This is a genomic window from Pseudomonas sp. JR33AA (assembly GCF_021378985.1).
Taxonomy (GTDB): domain Bacteria; phylum Pseudomonadota; class Gammaproteobacteria; order Pseudomonadales; family Pseudomonadaceae; genus Aquipseudomonas; species Aquipseudomonas alloputida.
On sequence record NZ_JAJSAW010000003.1, the window covers coordinates 339255 to 361544 of the forward strand.

Sequence of the window (22290 nt, forward strand, 5' to 3'; positions counted from 1 at the left end):
CATGGGTGCATGGAATGCTGGATAAGCGTCCCGGACCCCCTTTAGGGACCACTGATGAGGGAAATAACTGTGCTTGAAGCCTACCGCAAACACATCGAAGAGCGCGCCGCCCTGGGTATCGTGCCCCAGCCGCTGAACGCCGAACAAACTGCAGGCCTGGTCGAGCTGCTGAAAAACCCGCCGGCCGGCGAAGAAGCCTTCCTCGTAGACCTGATCACCAACCGCGTACCGCCAGGGGTCGACGAAGCTGCCTACGTCAAGGCCGCTTTCCTCTCCGCCGTCGCCAAGGGCGAAGCCAAGTCGCCGCTGATCGACCGCAAGCACGCCACCGAACTGCTGGGCACCATGCAGGGCGGCTACAACATCGAAACGCTGGTCGCACTGCTGGATGACGCCGAACTGGGCGCCGTCGCGGCCGAACAGCTCAAGCACACCCTGCTGATGTTCGATGCCTTCCACGACGTGGCCGAAAAAGCCAAGGCCGGCAACACTCACGCCAAGGCCGTACTGGAATCCTGGGCTGCCGGCGAGTGGTTCACCTCGCGCCCGGCCATCGCCGACAAGTACACCCTGACCGTGTTCAAGGTGCCTGGCGAAACCAACACCGACGACTTGTCTCCTGCCCCGGACGCCTGGTCGCGCCCTGACATTCCGCTGCACGCCCTGGCCATGCTGAAAATGGCCCGCGACGGCATCGAGCCGCAGCAGCCAGGTTCGGTCGGCCCACTGGCCCAGATCGAGGCCGTCAAGGCCAAGGGTTTCCCGGTTGCCTATGTCGGCGACGTGGTCGGTACCGGTTCCTCGCGTAAATCCGCTACCAACTCGGTACTGTGGTTCTTCGGCGACGACATCCCGTACGTGCCGAACAAGCGCGCCGGTGGCTTCTGCTTCGGCACCAAGATCGCCCCGATCTTCTACAACACCATGGAAGACGCCGGCGCCCTGCCGATCGAATTCGACTGCACCAACCTGAGCATGGGCGACGTCATCGACGTTTACCCATACAAAGGTGAAGTACGCCGTCACGACAGCAACGAACTGGTCACCACCTTCGAACTGAAAACCGAAGTGCTGCTGGATGAAGTCCGCGCCGGCGGCCGTATCCCGCTGATCGTCGGCCGCGGCCTGACCGAAAAAGCCCGCGCCGAGCTGGGCCTGGGTGCTTCCGACCTGTTCAAGAAACCAGAGCAGCCTGCCGATTCCGGCAAGGGCTTCACCCTGGCGCAGAAAATGGTCGGCCGTGCCTGTGGCCTGCCAGAAGGCCAGGGCGTGCGCCCAGGCGCCTACTGCGAGCCAAAAATGACCACCGTCGGTTCCCAGGACACCACTGGCCCGATGACGCGCGACGAGCTGAAAGACCTGGCATGCCTGGGCTTCTCTGCTGACCTGGTCATGCAGTCGTTCTGCCACACCGCGGCCTATCCGAAGCCGATCGACGTCACCACACACCACACCCTGCCAGACTTCATCCGCACCCGTGGCGGCGTGTCGCTGCGCCCGGGCGACGGCATCATCCACAGCTGGCTGAACCGCATGCTGATGCCTGACACCGTGGGTACCGGTGGCGACTCGCACACCCGCTTCCCGATCGGCATCTCGTTCCCGGCCGGTTCCGGCCTGGTGGCCTTCGCGGCCGCCACCGGCGTCATGCCGCTGGACATGCCAGAATCGATCCTGGTGCGCTTCAAGGGCAAACTGCAGCCAGGCATCACCCTGCGTGACCTGGTTCATGCCATCCCTTACTACGCCATCCAGAAGGGCCTGCTGACCGTCGAGAAGAAAGGCAAGAAAAACGCCTTCTCCGGCCGCATCCTGGAAATCGAAGGCCTGGACGACCTGACCGTCGAGCAAGCCTTCGAGCTGTCCGATGCCTCGGCCGAGCGCTCCGCTGCCGGTTGCACCATCAAGCTGCCGGAAAAGGCCATTGCCGAGTACCTGCAGTCCAACATCACCCTGCTGCGCTGGATGATCGGCGAAGGCTACGGCGATGCCCGCACCCTGGAGCGCCGTGCCCAGGCCATGGAAGCCTGGCTGGCCAAGCCTGAGCTGCTGTCGGCCGACGCCGATGCCGAATACGCCGAAATCATCGAAATCGACCTGGCCGACGTCAAAGAGCCTGTGCTCTGCGCACCGAACGACCCGGACGATGCCCGCCTGCTGTCCTCGGTACAAGGCGAGAAGATCGACGAAGTGTTCATCGGTTCGTGCATGACCAACATCGGTCACTTCCGCGCTGCCGGCAAGCTGCTGGAGAAGGTCAAGGGTGGCATTCCGACCCGCCTGTGGCTGGCTCCGCCAACCAAGATGGACGCTCACCAGCTGACCGAAGAAGGCTACTACGGCATCTACGGCAAGGCCGGTGCACGCATGGAAATGCCAGGCTGCTCGCTGTGCATGGGTAACCAGGCACGTGTGCAGACCGGTTCGACCGTGGTCTCCACCTCGACCCGTAACTTCCCGAACCGTCTGGGCGATGCGACCAACGTGTACCTGGCATCGGCCGAGCTGGCCGCTGTCGCTTCGATCATCGGCAAATTGCCGACCGTCGAAGAGTACATGCAGTACGCGAAAGACATCGACAGCATGGCTGCCGACGTTTACCGCTACCTGAGCTTCGACCAGATCGCCGAGTTCCGCGAAGCGGCAGCCAACGCCAAGATCCCGGTGGTTCAGGCGTAAGCTGAGTTACAAGCTGTAAGCAAAGCCCCGGCAGCGATGCCGGGGCTTTGTTGTTTTAACCTGTGCCGGCCTCATGTCACAAACAAATCCACAAACCTGTGCACAGCCGTGCCTTCCAGCTTCTGCTGGTCCTTGCACAGCTCGAAAATCTGCTGACACCGCTGCCGGGCAAAGCGGGTCGCCAGGTTGGCCTTGAACTTGGCCTCCAACAACGGTATCCCCTCCCCGCGCCGCCGACGGTGCCCGATCGGGTATTCCACCACCACCTGCTCGGTGCTGCTGCCATCCTTGAAGAACACCTGCAACGCGTTGGCGATCGAACGCTTGTCCGGCTCCAGGTACTCGCGACTGAAGCGCGGGTCTTCCACCACCTCCATCTTCTCGCGCAAGCGGTCGATACTGGGGTGGTTGGCATGGAAGGCATCTTCATAATGCTCGGCCACCAGATGGCCAAAGATCAGCGGCACAGCCACCATATACTGCAGACAGTGGTCACGGTCGGCGGCATTGGCCAGCGGGCCGCTCTTGGAGATGATGCGGATCGCTGACTCCTGGGTGGTGATGACGATGCGGTCGACTTCATGCAGACGGTTTCGCACAAGTGGATGCAGGGTTACTGCTGCCTCACAGGCCGTCTGGGCGTGGAACTCGGCGGGGAAACTGACCTTAAACAGCACGTTTTCCATTACGTAGCTGCCCAACACCTGGGGCAGGCGCAGTTCGTACTGCCCGGCGGGCTTGAGCGCCAGGTCTTTGTTGGTATGGCTGAACGAAACATCGTAGAACCCCCACTGCGACGCCGTCAGCACGCCCGGCACGCCCATTTCCCCACGCAAGGCGATGTCGGCCAGGCGAACGCCTCGGCTGGAGGCGTCACCCGCAGCCCAGGACTTGCGCGAACCGGCGTTGGGCGCGTGGCGATAGGTTCGAAGGGCCTGGCCGTCGACAAAGGCATGGGACAAGGCCGAGAGCATCTGCTCACGATTGGCTCCCATCAGCCTGGCGCACACGGCGGTCGAGGCGACCTTCACCAGAATCACGTGATCGAGGCCGACACGGTTGAAGGCGTTTTCCAGGGCCAGCACGCCCTGGATCTCATGCGCCATGACCATGGCCTCTAGCACATCACGCATCAACAGTGGCTGTTCACCCGCGGCAACACGTTTCTGTGACAGGTGGTCAGCCACTGCCAGGATGCCGCCAAGGTTGTCCGAGGGATGGGCCCATTCGGCGGCCAGCCAGGTGTCGTTGTAGTCCAGCCAGCGCACCGTGCAGCCAATGTCCCAGGCAGCCTTGACCGGGTCGAGGCGATAGGCGGTGCCGGGAACGCGAGCCCCATTGGGGACCAGCGTGCCTTCCACCTGAGGGCCAAGGAGCTTGGTGCACTCAGGAAAGCGCAAGGCGAGAAGGCCGCAACCGAGGGTGTCCATCAGGCAGTTGCGCGCGGTGTCCAGGGCCTCGAGGGATTCGACCCGGTAGCCGAGGGCGTAATCGGCCAGGGTTTGTAGCACCCGGTCGTAATCCGGGCGGTCGTTGAGGTCTACGTTGGCGCTCATATCCAGCTCCCTTCAGAATTGCCGGGGCTGCTGTGCAGCCCCGACGAACTAAAGCCGAGCGCCAGTGGTGCGTTAGAAGCTGTCGCCAGGCACGCGAACCCAGCCCTCCATCAGCACGCGAGCACTACGGCTCATGATTGCCTTGGTTACCGTCCACTCACCCTTCACCTGGCGTGCCTCGGCCCCGACCCGCAGGGTGCCCGAAGGATGGCCGAAACGCACAGCGCTGCGCTCGCCCCCGCCAGCGGCGAGGTTGACCAGCGTGCCCGGAATGGCGGCCGCAGTGCCAATTGCCACCGCGGCCGTACCCATCATGGCATGGTGTAGCTTGCCCATCGACAAGGCCCGGACCAGCAGGTCGATCTGATCGGCCTGCACCGCCTTGCCACTGGACGCAGTGTAGGTGCTCGGCGGCGCGACGAACGCCACTTTCGGCGTGTGCTGACGCCCGGCAGCCTGGTCAACGTTGTCGATAAGCCCCATGCGCACGGCGCCATAGGCGCGAATGGTCTCGAAGCGCAGCAGCGCCTGCGGGTCGCCGTTGATGGCGTCCTGCAGTTCGGTCCCGGTGTAGCCGATATCGGCAGCATTGACAAAAATGGTCGGGATCCCGGCATTGATCATGGTCGCCTTGAAGGTACCGACCCCCGGCACTTCCAGGTCATCGACCAGCTTGCCGGTGGGGAACATGGCACCGCCACCGCCGTCTTCATCGGCTGCAGGGTCAAGAAACTCCAGCTGCACCTCGGCCGCCGGGAAGGTGACCCCGTCCAGCTCGAAGTCGCCGGTTTCCTGCACTTCACCTTCAGTGATCGGAACGTGGGCGATGATGGTCTTGCCGATATTCGCCTGCCAGATACGCACGGTGGCAATTCCGTTGCGCGGAATACGCGCCGGGTCGACCAGGCCACTGCTGATGGCAAACGAACCAACCGCAGCGGACAGGTTGCCGCAGTTGCCACTCCAGTCGACGAAGGCCTTGTCGATGCTGACCTGGCCAAACAGGTAGTCGACATCGTGCTCGGGCTTGATGCTTTGCGACAGGATGACGGTCTTGCTGGTGCTCGACGTAGCGCCGCCCATGCCGTCGATCTGTTTGCCGTAAGGGTCGGGGCTGCCGATTACCCGCAGCAGCAGCGCATCGCGGGCAGGGCCTGGAATTTGCGCCTGCTCGGGCAGGTCTTGCAGGCGGAAGAACACGCCTTTGCTGGTGCCGCCACGGATGTAGGTGGCGGGGATTTTGATCTGGGGTACATGTGCCATTGTTTTGGGCATCCTGATAGTCCGGTGAAATACCCTGGGGCTGCTTGCAGCCCTTTCGCGACACAAGGCCGCTCCCACAGGTACTGCGCCGCCCTTTGTGGGTCGCGAAAGGGCCGCAAAGCGGCCCCCGATTCATGCTCAGGCGGTCGCTTCGAGGAAGTCCTGGGCAAAGCGCTGCAGCACCCCGCCCGCTTCGTAGATCGACACTTCCTCGGCGGTGTCCAGACGGCAGGTCACCGGTACTTCCAGGCGCTCGCCATTGGCGCGGGTGACCACCAGGGTCAGGGTCGCCCGTGGCGTACGCGCCCCCAGCACGTCATAGGTCTCGCTGCCATCCAGGCCCAGGGTCTTGCGGTCGGTGCCCGGCTTGAACTCCAGCGGCAATACCCCCATGCCCACCAGGTTGGTGCGGTGAATGCGCTCGAAGCCTTCGGCGACAATTGCCTCGACACCCGCCAGGCGTACACCCTTGGCCGCCCAGTCGCGCGACGAGCCCTGGCCGTAGTCGGCACCCGCAACGATAATCAGCGGCTGCTTGCGCTGCATGTAGGTCTCGATTGCTTCCCACATGCGGGTCACCTTGCCTTCCGGCTCGATACGCGCCAGCGAGCCCTGCTTCACGCTGCCATCGTCGTTGCGCACCATTTCATTGAACAGCTTGGGGTTGGCGAAGGTGGCGCGCTGGGCCGTCAGGTGGTCACCCCGGTGAGTGGCGTAGGAGTTGAAGTCCTCTTCCGGCAGGCCCATTTTTGCCAGGTATTCACCGGCGGCGCTGTCGAGCATGATGGCGTTGGACGGCGACAGGTGGTCGGTGGTGATGTTGTCCGGCAACACCGCCAGCGGGCGCATGCCACGCAACGTGCGCTCGCCGGCCAGGGCACCTTCCCAGTAGGGAGGGCGGCGGATGTAGGTGCTCATCGGGCGCCAATCATACAGTGGCGCAACTTTCGGCCCGCGGTCCTCCTCAATGGCGAACATCGGAATATAGACCTTGCGGAACTGCTCCGGCTTGACCGCTGCACGTACCACCGCATCGATTTCTTCGTCGCTGGGCCAGATGTCCTTGAGGCGGATTTCCTTGCCATCGACCACCCCCAGTACATCCTTCTCGATATCGAAGCGGATGGTACCGGCAATGGCATAGGCCACTACCAGTGGTGGCGAGGCCAGGAAGGCCTGCTTGGCATACGGGTGGATACGCCCGTCGAAGTTGCGGTTACCCGACAGCACAGCGGTGGCATACAGGTCGCGGTCGATGATTTCCTGCTGGATCACCGGGTCCAGGGCACCGGACATACCGTTGCAGGTGGTGCAGGCGAAGGCGACGATGCCGAAGCCGAGTTGTTCCAGCTCCTTCTCCAGGCCGGCTTCCTCCAGATACAGCTGCACGGCCTTGGAACCGGGTGCCAGCGACGACTTGACCCACGGCTTGCGGGTCAGGCCCAGCTTGTTGGCATTGCGGGCAATCAGGCCTGCGGCAATCACGTTGCGCGGGTTGCTGGTGTTGGTGCAACTGGTGATGGCAGCGATGATCACCGCGCCGTCCGGCATCTGCCCCGGCACTTCTTCCCAGCTGCCAGCGATGCCTTTGGCCGCCAGGTCGCTGGTGGCGACGCGGGCATGCGGGTTGGATGGGCCGGCCATGTTGCGCACTACACTCGACAGGTCGAAGCTCAGGGTGCGCTCGTAGACGGCGCCGCCCAGGCTGTCAGCCCACAGGCCGGTGGCCTTGGCGTAGGTTTCCACCAGCTTGACCTGCTGCTCTTCACGGCCGGTCAGGCGCAGGTAGTCGATGGTCTGTTGGTCGATCGCGAACATTGCCGCCGTGGCGCCGTATTCCGGGGCCATGTTGGAAATGGTGGCGCGGTCGCCCAAGGTCAGGGCGCGGGCACCCTCGCCATGGAACTCCAGGTACGCGCCGACCACTTTCTGCTTGCGCAGGAATTCGGTCAAGGCCAGTACCAGGTCGGTGGCGGTGATATTCGGGGCCAGCTTGCCCGTCAGCTCGACACCGACGATTTCCGGCAGGCGCATCCAGGAGGCGCGGCCGAGCATCACGTTTTCGGCTTCCAGGCCGCCTACGCCGATGGCGATCACACCCAATGCATCGACATGCGGCGTGTGGCTGTCGGTGCCGACACAGGTATCCGGGTAGGCGACACCGCGGTCGCTGTGGATCACCGGTGACATCTTCTCCAGGTTGATCTGGTGCATGATGCCGTTGCCCGGCTGGATCACGTCGACATTCTTGAACGCCTTCTTGGTCCAGTTGATGAAGTGGAAGCGGTCTTCGTTGCGGCGGTCTTCGATGGCGCGGTTCTTTTCGAAGGCCTGTGGGTCGAAACCACCGCACTCGACGGCCAGCGAGTGGTCGACGATCAGTTGCACCGGCACCACCGGGTTGACCTGGGCCGGGTCGCCGCCTTTGTCGGCAATGGCGTCACGCAGGCCGGCAAGGTCGACGAGCGCAGTCTGGCCGAGGATGTCATGGCACACCACGCGGGCCGGGAACCACGGGAAGTCGAGGTCGCGCTTGCGCTCGATCAGTTGGCTCAGCGAAGCATCGAGGGTTGCAGGGTCGCAGCGGCGCACCAGGTTCTCGGCAAGCACGCGGGAGGTGTATGGCAAGCCGTCGTAGGCGCCGGGCTTGATCGCCTCGACCGCCGCGCGGGCATCGAAGTAGTCCAGGTCGGTGCCTGGCAGGTGCTTGCGGTATGCAGTGTTCATCATGGAATCAGGCTCGGTCACAGGATTCGGAAGGTTTCACCGTACCTGTGGGAGCGGGCGTGCCCGCGAATGCGTCAGCAGGTGCACCGTGGTTGCAACGCCGGGTGCATTCGCGGGCACGCCCGCTCCCACAAGGGGAACGGGTTGCCTCTCTATAGCTATTCAGCGCTGCTCGATCGGCACGAACTGGCGCTGCTCGACGCCGACATACTCGGCGCTCGGGCGGATGATGCGGTTGTTGGCGCGCTGCTCGAAGACGTGCGCCGCCCAGCCGGTCAGGCGCGAGCAGACGAAGATCGGGGTGAACAGCTTGGTCGGAATGCCCATGAAGTGATACGCCGAGGCATGGTAGAAGTCGGCGTTGGGGAACAGACGCTTCTGCTCCCACATGGTCTTGTCGATGGCTTCGGAAACCGGGTACAGCACCTTGTCGCCCACTTCATCAGCCAGCTGTTTCGACCAGCCCTTGATCACCTCGTTGCGCGGGTCGGACTCTTTGTAGATGGCATGGCCAAAGCCCATGATCTTGTCTTTGCGTTCAAGCATGCGCAGCAGCTCAGCGGTGGCTTCCTGCGGGTTCTGGAAGCGTTCGATCAGTTCCATCGCAGCCTCGTTGGCACCGCCGTGCAGCGGGCCACGCAGCGAGCCGATGGCTGCGGTAACGCAGGAGTACAAGTCAGACAGGGTCGAGGCGCAGACGCGAGCAGTGAATGTCGAGGCGTTGAATTCGTGTTCAGCGTAGAGAATCAGCGACACGTTCATGACCTTGACGTGCAGCTCGCTCGGCTTCTTGCCGTGCAGCAGGTGCAGGAAGTGGCCACCCAAGGTGTCTTCATCAGTGGTGCAATCGATGCGTACGCCATGGTGGGTAAAGCGGTACCAGTAGCACATCACGGCCGGGAACAGCGCCAGCAGGCGGTCGGTCTTGTCGCGCTGGGCTTCGAAGGTCAGTTCTGGTTCAAGGGTGCCCAGTACCGAGCAACCGGTGCGCATGACGTCCATCGGGTGGGCATCGCGCGGGATGCGCTCAAGCACTTCCTTCAAGGCTTGCGGCAGGTCACGCAGGCCCTTGAGCTTGCGCTTGTAGTCGGCCAGCTCGGCCTGGGTTGGCAGCTCGCCGTACAGCAGCAGGTAGGCGACTTCTTCGAACTCGGCACCGGCAGCCAGGTCACGCACATCATAACCACGGTAGGTCAGCCCGGCACCGGCCTGGCCCACGGTCGACAGTGCAGTCTGGCCGGCCACCTGGCCACGCAGGCCTGCGCCACTGAGTACTTTTGCTTCGGCCATGGTGTTTCTCCTTTCTTGAATTTGTTATGGATGCTTTCCGGCTAATTCGGGCGCTAGCGCTTAGCCCTTCTTCTGGGCAAACAGTGCATCGAGGCGCTGCTCGAAGGCGTGATAACCAATGGCATCGTAAAGCTCCATGCGAGTCTGCATGGTGTCGATCACGTTCTTTTGCGTGCCGTCACGGCGCAGCGCGGTATACACGTTCTCGGCCGCCTTGTTCATGGCGCGGAATGCCGACAGCGGGTACAGCACCAACGACACGTCGACCGCGGCCAGCTCTTCGGTTGTGTACAGCGGCGTGGCACCGAACTCGGTGATGTTGGCCAGGATCGGTGCCTTCACCCGATCAGCGAAAGTCTTGTACATCTGCAGTTCGGTGATGGCTTCCGGGAAGATCATGTCGGCGCCAGCTTCGACGCACGCCTCGGCACGGTCCAGGGCGGCGTTCAGGCCTTCGACAGCCAGCGCGTCGGTACGCGCCATGATCACGAAGCTGTCATCGCTGCGGGCATCGACGGCCGCTTTGATGCGGTCGACCATTTCCTGCTGGCTGACAATTTCCTTGTTGGGACGGTGGCCACAACGCTTGGCGCCAACCTGGTCCTCGATATGGATGGCGGCAGCGCCGAACTTGCTCATCGAGCGCACGGTACGGGCAACGTTGAAGGCCGAAGCGCCGAAGCCGGTATCGACATCCACCAGCAGCGGCAGGTCGCACACGTCGGTGATACGGCGCACGTCGGTGAGCACGTCGTCCAGGCCAGTGATGCCCAGGTCTGGCAGGCCCAGGGAGCCGGCGGCCACGCCGCCACCCGACAGGTAGATGGCCTTGAAGCCGGCGCGCTTGGCCAGCAGGGCATGGTTGGCGTTGATGGCGCCAACCACCTGCAGCGGATGTTCAGCGGCAACGGCGTCACGGAAACGCTGACCGGGGGTGCTCTTGACTGTCATTTCTCACCTCGTGTGCTGTTGTTGTGGGCGTCCAGGTAGTGACGCTCGATATTGCGCTTGGACGCGCCGATGTGGCGACGCATCAGGAGTTCGGCCAGTTCGCCGTCACGGTCGGCGATGGCATCAAGAATGCGATGGTGCTCGGCAAAGGCCTGGCGTGGCCGGTTGGGGGTGGCAGAGAACTGGATACGGTACATGCGCACCAGTTGGTACAGCTCGCCGCACAGCATCTTGACCAGGGTCTGATTGCCGCTACCCTGAATAATCCGGTAATGGAAGTCGTAGTCGCCTTCCTGCTGGTAGTACCCCAGGCCCGCCTGGAACGCGGCATCGCGCTCATGGGTGTCGAGTACCCGGCGCAGTTCGTCGATATCGGCCTGGCTCATGCGTTCGGCGGCCAGGCGGCAGGCCATGCCTTCCAGCGATTCGCGAATTTCGTACAGCTCGATCAGCTCGGCGTGGTTGAGCGACACCACCCGCGCGCCCACATGCGGCACGCGCACCAGTAGGCGCTGGCCTTCAAGGCGATGGATAGCCTCGCGTAGCGGCCCGCGGCTGATGCCATAGGTGCGCGCCAGCTCCGGCTCGGAAATCTTGCTGCCGGGGGCGATATCACCCTTGACAATGGCCGCCTGGATGCGTCGAAAGACGTTTTCGGAAAGGGTTTCCGTTTCGTCTGTCAGCACCGGGCCCGGGATGGAAAGGTCCTGCATATTGTCGACACCTTATAAAGCTCTTCGCCAGAAACTAGCGAAATGAGCCCTGCAAGTCAAAGACAAAATGAATATTGTCGACAATCGTCTAATCGCGAACTATCACCACTTCAACGCTGTCAGATCGCGCACCGCTGGCGTCAAGACGTCGGCGTGATAGAATGCCGCGCCTCCGATGGGGTATGGATAGCCTGTCTGTCATGCATGCGTGCCTGTTGACAGATAAACGAGGAAGCTTGCGCAGTAATTGCCAGTCACCTTGACCTGAACCTTGCCTAGAACCTTGCAATGCACCGCGCCAGGAATATGAGACTTACACCCGTTTTATTGCTGCTATGCCTCACCCTGCTGCCGGCCCTTGGCCAGGCTGCGGGCAAGACCGTGTATGGTCTCAACGAATACGCCCATCTGGGCGACCTGGACCTTGAAGTGGCCGCCAAGCTCGACACCGGTGCCAAGACCGCGTCGCTCAGCGCCCGCGACATCAAGCGGTTCAAGCGCAATGGCGAAAGCTGGGTACGCTTCTACCTCGCCATCGATGCGGCCCATTCGCACCCGATCGAACGCCCACTGGCACGCGTCAGCAAGATCAAGCGCCGGGCCGGCGACTATGATGCCGAATCAGGCAAGGCCTACACGGCCCGCCCGGTCATCGAACTCGAAATCTGCATGGGCCAGACCAGGCGCACCATCGAAGTCAACCTCACCGACCGCAGCGCCTTCCAGTTCCCGCTGCTGATCGGCTCCGAGGCGCTCAAGCACTTCGACGCACTGGTTGACCCAAGCCTTAAATACGCGGCCGGCAAACCTGCCTGTGCCACCGACGCTCCCAAAGCAGAGTAATCCCGATGCGCTCTCTTACCCTCCACCTGAAAGTCCTGATCACCGTGCTGGTGCTATTGGGCGTGGCGGTCACCGCTTATCAGATCTTCGTGCTCGGCATCCCGGTGACCGAGGATGAAACCGACGACCTGTGGAACATCGATGCCAAGGTCGAGTTCGTGGCCAGCAGCAAGGACCCGGTCAAGGTGCAGATGTTCGTGCCGCCGCTGAACCGCGACTATGTCAGCCTCAACGAGAGCTTCATCTCCAACAACTACGGGGTGAGCATCAACCGTGCCGACGGCAACCGCAAGGTTACCTGGTCGGCACGTCGCGCCAGTGGCAACCAGACCCTCTACTACCGCCTGGTACTGACCAAGCGTTACAGCAACGAGAAGACCAAGGTCAAAGGCCCGACCTTCCGTGACAGCCTGGCCGTCGAAGGCCCCGAGAAGATCGCCGCCGAAGCCCTGATGGCGCCCATACGTCAGCATTCGGCCGACGTCGAGACCTTCGTCAGCGAGACCATCAAGCGGGTCAACAACCTCAACGACGACAACGTCAAGCTGCTGCTGGCCGGCGACACCTCGGCGATGAAGAAGGCCCAGGTCATCGACCTGCTGCTGTCGATCGCCCACGTGCCGATGGAAAAGGTGCACACCATCCGCCTGCTGGCCGACACCCCGCAAACGCCGGAGCTGTGGCTGCGCAGCTTCAACGGCGACGACTGGCTGTACTTCAACCCGGACACCGGTGAGCAAGGCCTGCCGAGCGACCGCCTGCTGTGGTGGACCGGTGACGACAACCTGATCACCGTCGATGGCGGCAAGAAGGCTACCGTCACCTTCAGCATGAACAACAGCGAGATGAACGCCATCCGCCTGGCCAAGCTGACCGACGAGAACACCGACGCCGACTTCCTCGAATACTCGCTGTACGGTCTGCCGCTGCAAACCCAGCAAACCTTCATGATCATGGTCATGATCCCGATCGGCGTGCTGGTGATCCTGGTGCTGCGCAACCTGATCGGCATTCAGACCCTGGGCACATTCACCCCGGTGCTGATCGCCCTGGCGTTCCGCGAAACCCAGCTGGGCTTCGGGATTGTGCTGTTCACGGTGATCACTGCCCTGGGCCTGTCGCTGCGCTCGTATCTGGAACACCTCAAGCTGCAAATGCTGCCACGCCTGTCGGTGGTATTGACCTTCGTCGTGGTGCTGATTGCCGCCATCAGCCTGTTCAGCCACAAGCTGGGCCTTGAACGCGGGCTGTCTGTAGCACTGTTCCCGATGGTGATCCTGACCATGACCATCGAACGCCTGTCGATTACCTGGGAGGAGCGCGGTGGCGGCCATGCCATGAAAGTGGCCATCGGCACCCTGTTCGCTGCCTCCCTGGCACACCTGCTGATGATGGTGCCGGAGCTGGTGTACTTCGTGTTCACCTTCCCGGCGGTACTGCTGATCCTGGTGGGCTTCATGCTGGCGATGGGCCGTTATCGCGGCTACCGTCTGACCGAACTCGTGCGCTTCAAAGCCTTCCTGAAGAAGGCTGAATCCTGATGTTTGGCCTGATCAAGACGTGGAAAGCCCTGGAGGCCCGGGGCATCATGGGGATCAACCGGCGTAACGCGGACTATGTACTGAAGTACAACAAGCGCAGCCTGTACCCGATCGTCGACGACAAGATCATCACCAAGGAGCGCGCACTGGCTGCCGGCATCCATGTGCCGGAAATGTACGGCATCATCGAGACCGAAAAAGAGATCGAGAAGCTCGACCAGATCATCGGCGGGCGCAGCGATTTCGTCATCAAGCCGGCGCAAGGCGCCGGCGGTGACGGCATCCTGGTAATCGCCGACCGCTTCGAGGACCGCTACCGCACAGTGTCGGGCAAGATCATCAGCCACGAGGAAATCGAGCACCAGATTTCCAGCATCCTCACCGGCCTGTACTCCCTCGGCGGGCACCGCGACCGCGCGCTGATCGAGTACCGCGTGACCCCGGACCAGATATTCAAGAGCATCAGTTACGAAGGTGTTCCGGACATCCGCATCATCGTGCTCATGGGCTACCCGGTGATGGCCATGCTGCGCCTGCCGACTCGCCAGTCCGGCGGCAAGGCCAACCTGCACCAGGGCGCCATCGGTGTGGGTGTCGACCTGGCCACCGGCGTGACCCTGCGCGGCACCTGGCTGAACAACATCATCAGCAAGCACCCGGACACCACCAACGCGGTGGACGGTGTGCAACTGCCGAACTGGGACGGTTTCATGAAGCTGGCCGCTGGCTGCTATGAACTGTGCGGCCTGGGCTATATCGGCGTAGACATGGTGCTTGACCAGGACAAGGGCCCGCTGATTCTGGAGCTCAACGCCCGCCCAGGGCTGAACATCCAGATTGCCAACGACTGCGGCCTGACTCAGCGCACCCATGCCATTGAGGCACACATCGAAGCACTGGCCAAGGAGGGTGTGACCGAAGACGCCGAGCAGCGGGTACGGGTAGCACAGGGTCTGTTCGGGCATGTGCCTAACCGCTGAAACACAGGGGCTGCCTTGCAGCCCATGTGCCGCACAAGGCTGTTTCTGCAAGCACGGCAGTTGATTCGAGCGCTTCGCTCGGCCTGCAGGCGCTGCCTTGTGCGGCACGTGGGCAAACACAATGTTGAATGTCGTACCCAGCGCTAGGCGCTTCTCCTGCACAGGTCTACAATCGCCCTCCTCGCTTTTACATCGCCGTCCATACTGATGCCGACCTGCACGCTACACCCCCTGCCCTACCAGCCCGACCCTGCCGCCTATTTCGCCCACCTGCGCCAGGCCCCCGGTGCGATCCTGCTCGACAGCGCCCGCCCCGGCGCCGAACGCGGGCGTTTCGACCTGCTCAGCGCCTGGCCGCTGCAACAACTGCAGGCGCAACCCGATGAAGATGGCCGCGTCTTCCTCCAGCGCCTGCGCGCTGGCCTGGCACAGCTGGGCCACGCCGATTTGCCCAACGGTGTAGAACTGCCCTTTGCCGGGGGCCTGATCGGCTACCTGAGCTACGACTTCGGCCGCCGCCTGGAACACCTGCCAAGCCTGGCCGTGGACGACCTTGGCCTGCCAGACGCACAACTGGGCCTGTATGACTGGGCACTGGTCAGCGATCACCTGCTCGGCACCAGCCAGCTGGTGTTCCACCCGAGCCTGGCAGGCGACGAACGCGAACGCCTGATCAGCCTGTTCCAGGACACCAGCACCACCACCGGCGACTTCCGGCTGCTCGCACCGATGGCCGGTGACCTGGAGCCCGAGCAGTACAAAACCGCTTTCGACCAGGTACAACGCTACATCCAGGCCGGTGACTGCTACCAGATCAACCTCACCCAACGCTTTCGCGCCCCCTGCCAGGGCGATCCATGGCGGGCCTACCAGGCCCTGCGCCAGGCCTGCCCGACGCCCTTCTCCGGCTACCAGCAACTGGCCGACGGCAGTACCCTGCTGAGCTTTTCGCCCGAGCGCTTCATCCGCGTCAGCCAGGGCCAGGTGGAAACCCGGCCGATCAAGGGCACCCGCCCACGCGCCAGCGACCCGGCTGAAGACAAGCGTAATGCCCAAGAGCTGCTGCACAGCCCGAAGGACCGCTCGGAAAACCTGATGATCGTCGACCTGCTGCGCAACGACCTGGGGCGCACGTGTGAGATCGGCTCAGTGAAGGTACCGGAACTGTTCAGCCTGGAGAGTTACCCCAACGTGCACCATCTGGTCAGCAGCATCACCGGCCAGCTGGCCAGCGGCAAGGATGCGCTGGACCTGATCGGCGACAGCTTCCCTGGCGGCTCGATTACCGGCGCACCAAAAATTCGCGCCATGCAGATCATCGACGAACTGGAACCCGCGCGCCGCGCGCTGTACTGCGGCTCGCTGCTGTATGTGGATGTACGCGGCGAAATGGACAGTTCGATCGCCATTCGCAGCTTGCTGATCAAAGATGGCCAGGTCAGTTGCTGGGGCGGCGGCGCGGTGGTAGCCGACTCGCAGTGGCAGGCCGAGTATGAAGAGTCGATCGCCAAAGTACGGGTGCTGATGCAGACCCTGCAGGGCTTGTGAGTCCGTCTAGCCCGCGTTTTTTTTGTTACCATCACCCTACTACGAGCGCACAGCGCCACAGCCAAGATGGAAACCGCCTGATGAGCCAACCCTTCGACGTCGCCGCCCTGGCCGCGACCTATGCCAACAAGTCCCCGCAGGACATCCTCAAGCTTGCCTTCGAGCACTTTGGTGATGACTTGTGGATCTCCTTCAGCGGCGCCGAGGATGTGGTGCTGGTCGACATGGCCTGGAAGCTGAACAAGCAGGTCAAGGTATTCAGCCTGGACACTGGGCGCCTGCACCCGGAGACCTACCGGTTCATCGACCAGGTACGCGAACAGTACAACCTGCCGATCGAGATCCTCAGCCCCGACCGCGCCAAGCTCGACCCGTTCGTCAAGGACAAGGGCCTGTTCAGCTTCTACAAGGACGGCCATGGCGAGTGCTGCGGCATTCGCAAGATCGAGCCACTGCGCCGCAAGCTGGCCACCGTCAGCGCCTGGGCCACCGGCCAGCGCCGCGACCAAAGCCCGGGCACCCGCAGCCAGGTGGCAGCACTGGAAATCGACAGCGCCTTTTCCACGCCTGAGCGCACGCTGTACAAGTTCAACCCACTGGCGCAGATGAGCAGTGAAGAGGTATGGGGTTATATCCGCATGCTCGAGCTGCCGTACAACAGCCTGCACGAACGTGGCTTCATCAGCATTGGCTGCGAGCCATGCACGCGCCCGGTGCTGCCAAACCAGCATGAGCGTGAAGGGCGCTGGTGGTGGGAAGAGTCGACGCAGAAGGAATGCGGGTTGCACGCGGGCAACCTGATCAGCAAGGCTTGAAATAGCCCTGGCGGTCTGTAGGAGCGGGTTTACCCGCGAAGAAGGCACCGCGGTGGATGGCACGGGCTTCGCCCGTGTTTGCGGGCAAGCCCGCTTCCACAGGGATCTCGCCAGCTTTTAGAAATTGAGCAAGGGCCGTTGCTCCCACAGCGGCCCCATCATTCCCGAATCAGTGCACCGGCAGCTCGACACCTTCGAACAACGCTTCCAGCTCTTGCTTGTTATGGCACTGAATGGCCTTGGCCATCACTTCACGGGTCAGGTGCGGGGCAAATTTCTCGATGAAGTCGCACATGAAGCCGCGCAGGAAGGTACCGCGACGGAAGCCGATCTTGGTGATGCTGGCTTCGAACAGCTCGCTGGCATCCAGCGCCACCAGGTCACTGTCGAGCTTGGCGTCCACAGCCATGCCGGCAACGATACCCACGCCCAGCCCCAGGCGCACATACGTCTTGATCACGTCGGCGTCAGCCGCGGTGAATACCACTTTTGGCGTGAGGCCGCGGTGATTGAACGCTTCATCCAGCTTCGAGCGCCCGGTGAAACCGAACACGTAGGTGACGATCGGGTACTCGGCGACTGCTTCCAGGGTCAGTTTCGGCAGCTTGGCCAGCGGGTGCCCCTGTGGCACCACAACGCAACGGTTCCACTTGTAGCACGGCATCATGATCAGATCGCCGAACAGCTCCAGCGCTTCGGTGGCGATGGCAAAGTCGACTGTACCGTCCGCAGCCATCTCGGCAATCTGCATGGGCGAACCCTGGTGCATGTGCAGGGACACCTCCGGATACTGCTTGATGAAGCTGCTGATAACCGGCGGCAACGCATAGCGCGCCTGGGTGTGGGTGGTGGCGATGGACAGCGTGCCCTTCTTCTCGTTGGAGAACTCTTGGGCAATCTGCTTGATGCTCTCGACCTTGCGCAGGATTTCGCCTGCGGTATTGATGATGCGCTCCCCGGCCGGGGTAACGCGGGTCAGATGCTTGCCGCTGCGGGCAAAGACTTCAACACCCAATTCGTCTTCGAGCAGGCGGATCTGCTTGCTGATACCGGGCTGGGAGGTATACAGGCTCTGCGCCGTCGCGGAGACGTTGAGGTCATGGTGCGCCACTTCCCAGATGTAGCGCAGTTGTTGAAGCTTCATAGGTTTCCCTCGGTTCAGCGATGAGTCCGCGGCAGCAGGCAGCGACGATATATAACTATATTAGTGGTTCTGGAAATAAATCTAGAACTATTTTGTTACATGCCCACGGAAACGGCCTGCGCCAATCTTCATGTTTTCCTACGCCCCAGATGCTGCGCCAAGGGCACCATGTACACCGGCACCGGCGACAGCTGCAGCAGCCGCACCGCCGTGCGCCCCAGCGGTACATCCACCCCGGCACCGGCACTGTGGCTACCGAATATCAACAGGTCGACGCTTAGCCGCTGGGCCTGGTCGAGAATCACCTGCGCCGGGTCGCCCTGACGCACCCGCACGGCCTTGATCACCGCCAGGTCAGCCTCTTCGCCCAGCTCGTCGCGAAAGTTCTCCAGCACACGCTGCTCTATGTTCGCCATCACTGTGTTCACGCCCTGGCTATGCAACTGGTCGAGCGTCTGTTCATCGAGGTAACTTTGCAGGAGGGATTCGGCGAACTGCCCCATCGGCTCGACCGCGTGGATCACATACAACTCGGCACTGAACGTGCGCGCCAGGGCCAGCGCGTGTTGCATCACGAAAGGGGCGTAGACACCGAGGTCGGTGGCGTACAGCATGGAGCGGATCATTCGACCTCCTCGACTGCCGCAGCGGCAGAGCAAGCTTCAGCTTAGCAGCGCGCCGGACGCTCGCTTTGCCGTCCGGCGCGCTGCTGCCGCGGGCTGGAGGGCTCCGCCCAAGCCTCGGCCAGCCTCAGGCAGGCCGGTTGATGCTGTCGATGAAACGAAGCGCCTGATACAGCATTTCAACGCGCGGCATGCTGCAGCCTGCCGCCCGAGCGCATGCCAGCGGCTCGGCGTAGATGGCCCCCAGCTCCAACGGTCGTTTGTGGGCATGGTCGTGATACATGCTCGGCCAGTAGTCTGGCATGCGCTCGGTCATCTGGAACAATTGCTCGGCATAGCCCTCGGGCAATACATGGCCACAGGCTGCCGCCCCCTGCACCACCTCGGCCATCAAGGCCTGTATCAGCTCACGGCTATTGCTGTCGGCCATCAATGGCGTGGTACTGGCCCCCAGCAGCACCGACAGCCCGTTGTAAGGCACGTTCCACACCAACTTCTGCCAGCGCGCCAAGGCCAGGTCCGGCATGGCCTGCGAGTCAATCCCCGCAGCCTGGAACAACCCGGCGCCTTCATTCACCAGCGCGACACCGCAATCGGTGGCCGGCCCGCTGTGATACCCCAGGTTGACCGCCCCCAGCGCCTGGTGCCGGATGACACCTGGCGCGTGGCGGTTGACGCAGATGAAGCACAGGCCGCCGAGCAGGTGCATGTCGCTACGCAAGGCCGGCCGCAACTGCGCTTCTACACCCAGGCCGTTCTGCAACAACACCACCTTGGCGCCGGGCGCAGCAGCCTGGACGATCAACGGTGCCAACTGCTCGTTGCTGGTGGCCTTGGCCCCGATCAGAAGCCAGTCACAAGGCGGCATGTCGGCGGCACTGACGTAAGCCTGCACCCTCATGTGCAGTGCGCCATGCACGGCACTGTCCAGGCTCAGCCCGCGCTCGCAAACGGCCTGGTACTCGCTGCGCAACAGAAAATGCACATCGAAACCGGACCGAGCCAGCATCAACCCATAAAAGCCGCCGATGGCGCCACTGCCGATGATGCCGATGCGAGGGGGGTGCGAATGCATGCCAATCTCCAGGTAGAGGGGGAGCACTCTTTTTACACAGGTTACGCAGCCCTGGGCAGTCCATTCGCGCGCCGCACCCTCGCTCAGGCAAAAACCCCACAATGACTGGGTTCAGCCCATTGTCGTGCCATCTGTAACGCGCTAAGGTTCGGCTCCCCGCTGCGATTATTCTTGCTGCTGGGCCGCACGGGGATAGTTGGCGGCCGGCACCCGTGACCTGACGAGTAACACGATGGCTGATTTACCGATCGATGACTTGAACGTTGCCTCCAACGAGACCCTGATCACCCCTGATCAACTCAAGAAGGAAATCCCCCTCAGCGCCAAGGCCCTGCAGACCGTGACTGCCGGCCGTGAAGTGGTGCGCAATATCCTCGACGGCAAGGACCATCGCCTGTTCGTCGTGGTCGGCCCTTGCTCCATCCACGACATCAAGGCAGCCCACGAATACGCCGAGTGCCTGAAAGTGTTGGCCGAAGAGGTGTCCGATACGCTGTACCTGGTCATGCGCGTGTACTTCGAAAAGCCGCGCACCACCGTCGGCTGGAAAGGCCTGATCAACGATCCGTACCTGGATGACTCGTTCAAGATCCAGGACGGCCTGCACATCGGCCGCAAGCTGCTGCTGGACCTGGCCGAAATGGGCCTGCCGACCGCCACCGAAGCGCTCGACCCGATTTCCCCGCAATACCTTCAAGACTTGATCAGCTGGTCGGCCATCGGTGCCCGCACCACCGAATCGCAAACACACCGCGAGATGGCCTCGGGCCTGTCCTCGGCGGTGGGTTTCAAGAACGGCACCGACGGCGGCCTGACCGTTGCCATCAATGCCCTGCAGTCGGTGTCCAAGCCGCACCGCTTCCTGGGCATCAACCAAGAAGGCGGTGTGTCGATCGTCACCACCAAGGGCAACCCATACGGCCACGTGGTACTGCGCGGCGGCAATGGCAAGCCGAACTACGACTCGGTCAGCGTCGCCCTGTGCGAACAGGACCTGGCCAAGGCCAAGATCAAGGCCAACATCATGGTCGACTGCAGCCACGCCAACTCAAACAAGGACCCGGCCCTGCAGCCGCTGGTGATGGAGAACGTCGCCAACCAGATCCTCGAAGGCAACCAGTCGATCATCGGCCTGATGGTCGAAAGCCACCTGAACTGGGGCTGTCAGTCCATTCCGAAAAACCTGGACGAGTTGCAGTATGGCGTGTCGATCACCGACGCCTGCATCGACTGGTCGGCTACCGAGAAAACCCTGCGCAGCATGCATGCCAAGCTCAAGGATGTGCTGCCGCAGCGTAAGCGCAGCTGAACCTTGCGCGAATAAAAAACGCCGGGCATTGCCCGGCGTTTTTTTGTGTCTGGTGCCTGTGTCAGCTCAAGCCTTGCTCGAATGCCGCTGCTGGCGCTCCATGTAACGCTCTACATACGAGCAAGACGGGATCACCGTGTAGCCCATCTGCTCGGCGTACTCCAGAGCCCGCTCGGTCAGGGCAGCAGCGATCCCGCGGCCGCGCAGGGCGTTGGGCACGAAGGTGCGATAGATATCCAGCGTCTGCTTGCCCAGATCCATGTACGTCAGGTAGGCACGATGACCGTCCACGTTGGTCTCGAACTGATGACCAGCCTGGTCATGGTGGATGGTCAGCGCTTCGCTCATCACTACTCCTCGCAGGTCTTCTCGGCAGACCCTTACCTTAACCGATGGTGGTTTATCCGGCACAGAATCCTCTACGCCACCTGTTGCCGCTTCGACCATGGGACGATTGTAATCGTTCGGATCGCCTGGCACTCACAAGATAGTAGGCACCGCTGGCAGGATTGCTCAAGGTGGTGGCGATTAAAAAGGACAAAACGCCGCCCGGGTGACTTTCCCAAGCCCGCCCAACAGCCACCGGATGTTCTAGGGCTTGAGACGCTGGTCGACAGTTAAAGTCACCCTTAGTTCACCAAAAAAGTTCCTGTACCACAACCGCTTGCGAACCCTGCACATTTTTTTCACAGACACGTCGCAAATCTTGTCGGCGCGGAGTCAAGCCACATTTTTTTTGCAGTTCTTGCGCTCTGTCAGTTTACTTACTACAAGTAATGGGTACTATGTACGCCGGCCAGTTTCTCTTTCCTGAGAGATGGCTATTTAATAGAAAGTCCTTGAAGGGGAACACGATGAACAACGTTCTGAAATTCTCTGCTCTGGCTCTGGCCGCAGTTCTGGCTACCGGTTGCAGCAGCGTATCCAAAGAAACCGAAGCTCGTCTGACTGCGACTGAAGACGCAGCAGCTCGCGCTCAAGCTCGTGCTGACGAAGCCTACCGTAAGGCTGACGACGCACTGGCAGCCGCTCAGAAGGCTCAGCAGACCGCTGACGAAGCCAACGAGCGCGCTCTGCGTATGCTGGACAAAGCCAGCCGCAAGTAATAATCCTCGCGGATTGTTAAGGAGCCGACCCACTTGTGGGTCGGCTTTTTTATTGCCTTTGAACCAGCAAACGCAGCAAGCAGGTACGAAAAGGCCTGCACTAAGGCAGGCCCTGGGCGTGTCGAAA

18 protein-coding genes are annotated in these 22290 nt (G+C 62.1%); 8 read left to right on the forward strand and 10 right to left on the reverse strand.

Annotation, left to right across the window (positions count from 1 at the left end; translation table 11 throughout):
* Window positions 1–69 precede the first annotated feature (69 nt).
* The gene (acnB, locus tag LVS58_RS07765; RefSeq protein ID WP_233690617.1) at window positions 70–2679 is read left to right on the forward strand and encodes a bifunctional aconitate hydratase 2/2-methylisocitrate dehydratase; all 2610 of its coding nucleotides are present in this window, start codon (window positions 70–72) and stop codon (window positions 2677–2679) included.
* Between the two features lie 71 nt (window positions 2680–2750).
* On the opposite strand, the gene prpD is transcribed toward acnB, so the two are convergent.
* The 6 genes from prpD to LVS58_RS07795 form a co-directional block, all read right to left on the reverse strand.
* The gene (gene prpD, locus LVS58_RS07770) at window positions 2751–4235 is read right to left on the reverse strand and encodes a 2-methylcitrate dehydratase (protein WP_233690559.1); all 1485 of its coding nucleotides are present in this window, start codon (window positions 4233–4235) and stop codon (window positions 2751–2753) included.
* Between the two features lie 72 nt (window positions 4236–4307).
* Window positions 4308–5498, reverse strand: a complete 1191-nt coding sequence (gene prpF, locus LVS58_RS07775) for a 2-methylaconitate cis-trans isomerase PrpF (RefSeq protein ID WP_233690560.1) — start codon at window positions 5496–5498, stop codon at window positions 4308–4310.
* A 138-nt stretch (window positions 5499–5636) separates the two neighbouring features.
* Window positions 5637–8225 carry a Fe/S-dependent 2-methylisocitrate dehydratase AcnD gene (gene acnD / locus LVS58_RS07780; RefSeq protein ID WP_233690618.1) on the reverse strand — a complete coding sequence of 863 codons (2589 nt, stop codon included), beginning with the start codon at window positions 8223–8225 and terminating at the stop codon, window positions 5637–5639.
* Between the two features lie 162 nt (window positions 8226–8387).
* Window positions 8388–9515: a bifunctional 2-methylcitrate synthase/citrate synthase gene (gene prpC, locus LVS58_RS07785; RefSeq protein ID WP_233690561.1), complete on the reverse strand. Its 1128-nt coding sequence runs from the start codon at window positions 9513–9515 to the stop codon at window positions 8388–8390.
* 60 nt (window positions 9516–9575) lie between these two features.
* Entirely contained in the window at window positions 9576–10466 is an 891-nt protein-coding gene (gene prpB, locus LVS58_RS07790; RefSeq protein ID WP_233690562.1) for a methylisocitrate lyase, read from the reverse strand.
* The gene (locus tag LVS58_RS07795; RefSeq protein ID WP_233690563.1) at window positions 10463–11179 is read right to left on the reverse strand and encodes a GntR family transcriptional regulator; all 717 of its coding nucleotides are present in this window, start codon (window positions 11177–11179) and stop codon (window positions 10463–10465) included. Before LVS58_RS07795 ends, prpB begins: the two co-directional genes overlap by 4 nt.
* A 306-nt stretch (window positions 11180–11485) precedes the next feature.
* Here LVS58_RS07795 and rloA point away from each other — a divergent pair, with 306 nt between their 5' ends.
* The 5 genes from rloA to LVS58_RS07820 all read left to right on the forward strand — a co-directional run bounded on the left by rloA (window position 11486) and on the right by LVS58_RS07820 (window position 16906).
* Window positions 11486–12022 (forward strand): retropepsin-like aspartic peptidase RloA, encoded by a 537-nt coding sequence (rloA, locus tag LVS58_RS07800; protein WP_010953297.1) that lies wholly within the window; start codon window positions 11486–11488, stop codon window positions 12020–12022.
* Window positions 12023–12027: 5 nt separating this feature from the next.
* Window positions 12028–13563 (forward strand): osmotic stress tolerance membrane protein RloB, encoded by a 1536-nt coding sequence (gene rloB / locus LVS58_RS07805; protein ID WP_233690564.1) that lies wholly within the window; start codon window positions 12028–12030, stop codon window positions 13561–13563.
* Complete coding sequence (locus LVS58_RS07810; protein WP_233690565.1) at window positions 13563–14543, forward strand: alpha-L-glutamate ligase-like protein; 981 nt, start codon at window positions 13563–13565, stop codon at window positions 14541–14543. Before rloB ends, LVS58_RS07810 begins: the two co-directional genes overlap by 1 nt.
* Window positions 14544–14750: 207 nt before the next feature.
* Window positions 14751–16091 carry an aminodeoxychorismate synthase component I gene (gene pabB, locus LVS58_RS07815; RefSeq protein ID WP_233690566.1) on the forward strand — a complete coding sequence of 447 codons (1341 nt, stop codon included), beginning with the start codon at window positions 14751–14753 and terminating at the stop codon, window positions 16089–16091.
* Window positions 16092–16171: 80 nt separating this feature from the next.
* Window positions 16172–16906 (forward strand): phosphoadenylyl-sulfate reductase, encoded by a 735-nt coding sequence (locus LVS58_RS07820; protein WP_167069666.1) that lies wholly within the window; start codon window positions 16172–16174, stop codon window positions 16904–16906.
* Between the two features lie 169 nt (window positions 16907–17075).
* On the opposite strand, the gene cysB is transcribed toward LVS58_RS07820, so the two are convergent.
* The 3 genes from cysB to LVS58_RS07835 form a co-directional block, all read right to left on the reverse strand.
* Complete coding sequence (cysB, locus tag LVS58_RS07825; RefSeq protein WP_003250297.1) at window positions 17076–18050, reverse strand: HTH-type transcriptional regulator CysB; 975 nt, start codon at window positions 18048–18050, stop codon at window positions 17076–17078.
* Window positions 18051–18178: 128 nt separating this feature from the next.
* Window positions 18179–18676: a universal stress protein gene (locus LVS58_RS07830; protein WP_233690567.1), complete on the reverse strand. Its 498-nt coding sequence runs from the start codon at window positions 18674–18676 to the stop codon at window positions 18179–18181.
* A gap of 124 nt (window positions 18677–18800) precedes the next feature.
* Window positions 18801–19748 carry a putative 2-dehydropantoate 2-reductase gene (locus LVS58_RS07835; protein WP_233690568.1) on the reverse strand — a complete coding sequence of 316 codons (948 nt, stop codon included), beginning with the start codon at window positions 19746–19748 and terminating at the stop codon, window positions 18801–18803.
* A gap of 232 nt (window positions 19749–19980) precedes the next feature.
* On the opposite strand from LVS58_RS07835, the gene LVS58_RS07840 reads away from it, so the two are divergent.
* A complete protein-coding gene (locus LVS58_RS07840; protein WP_233690569.1) occupies window positions 19981–21057 on the forward strand; it encodes a 3-deoxy-7-phosphoheptulonate synthase in 1077 nt (358 codons plus the stop codon).
* 66 nt (window positions 21058–21123) lie between these two features.
* Here the strand turns inward: LVS58_RS07840 and LVS58_RS07845 are convergent, their stop codons facing one another.
* A complete protein-coding gene (locus tag LVS58_RS07845) occupies window positions 21124–21405 on the reverse strand; it encodes a GNAT family N-acetyltransferase (protein WP_003250290.1) in 282 nt (93 codons plus the stop codon).
* A gap of 506 nt (window positions 21406–21911) precedes the next feature.
* Between LVS58_RS07845 and oprI the strand changes: the two genes are divergently transcribed.
* On the forward strand, window positions 21912–22163 hold the full coding sequence (gene oprI, locus LVS58_RS07850) for an outer membrane lipoprotei OprI (RefSeq protein ID WP_003259780.1): 252 nt from the start codon (window positions 21912–21914) through the stop codon (window positions 22161–22163).
* Window positions 22164–22290 lie beyond the last annotated feature (127 nt).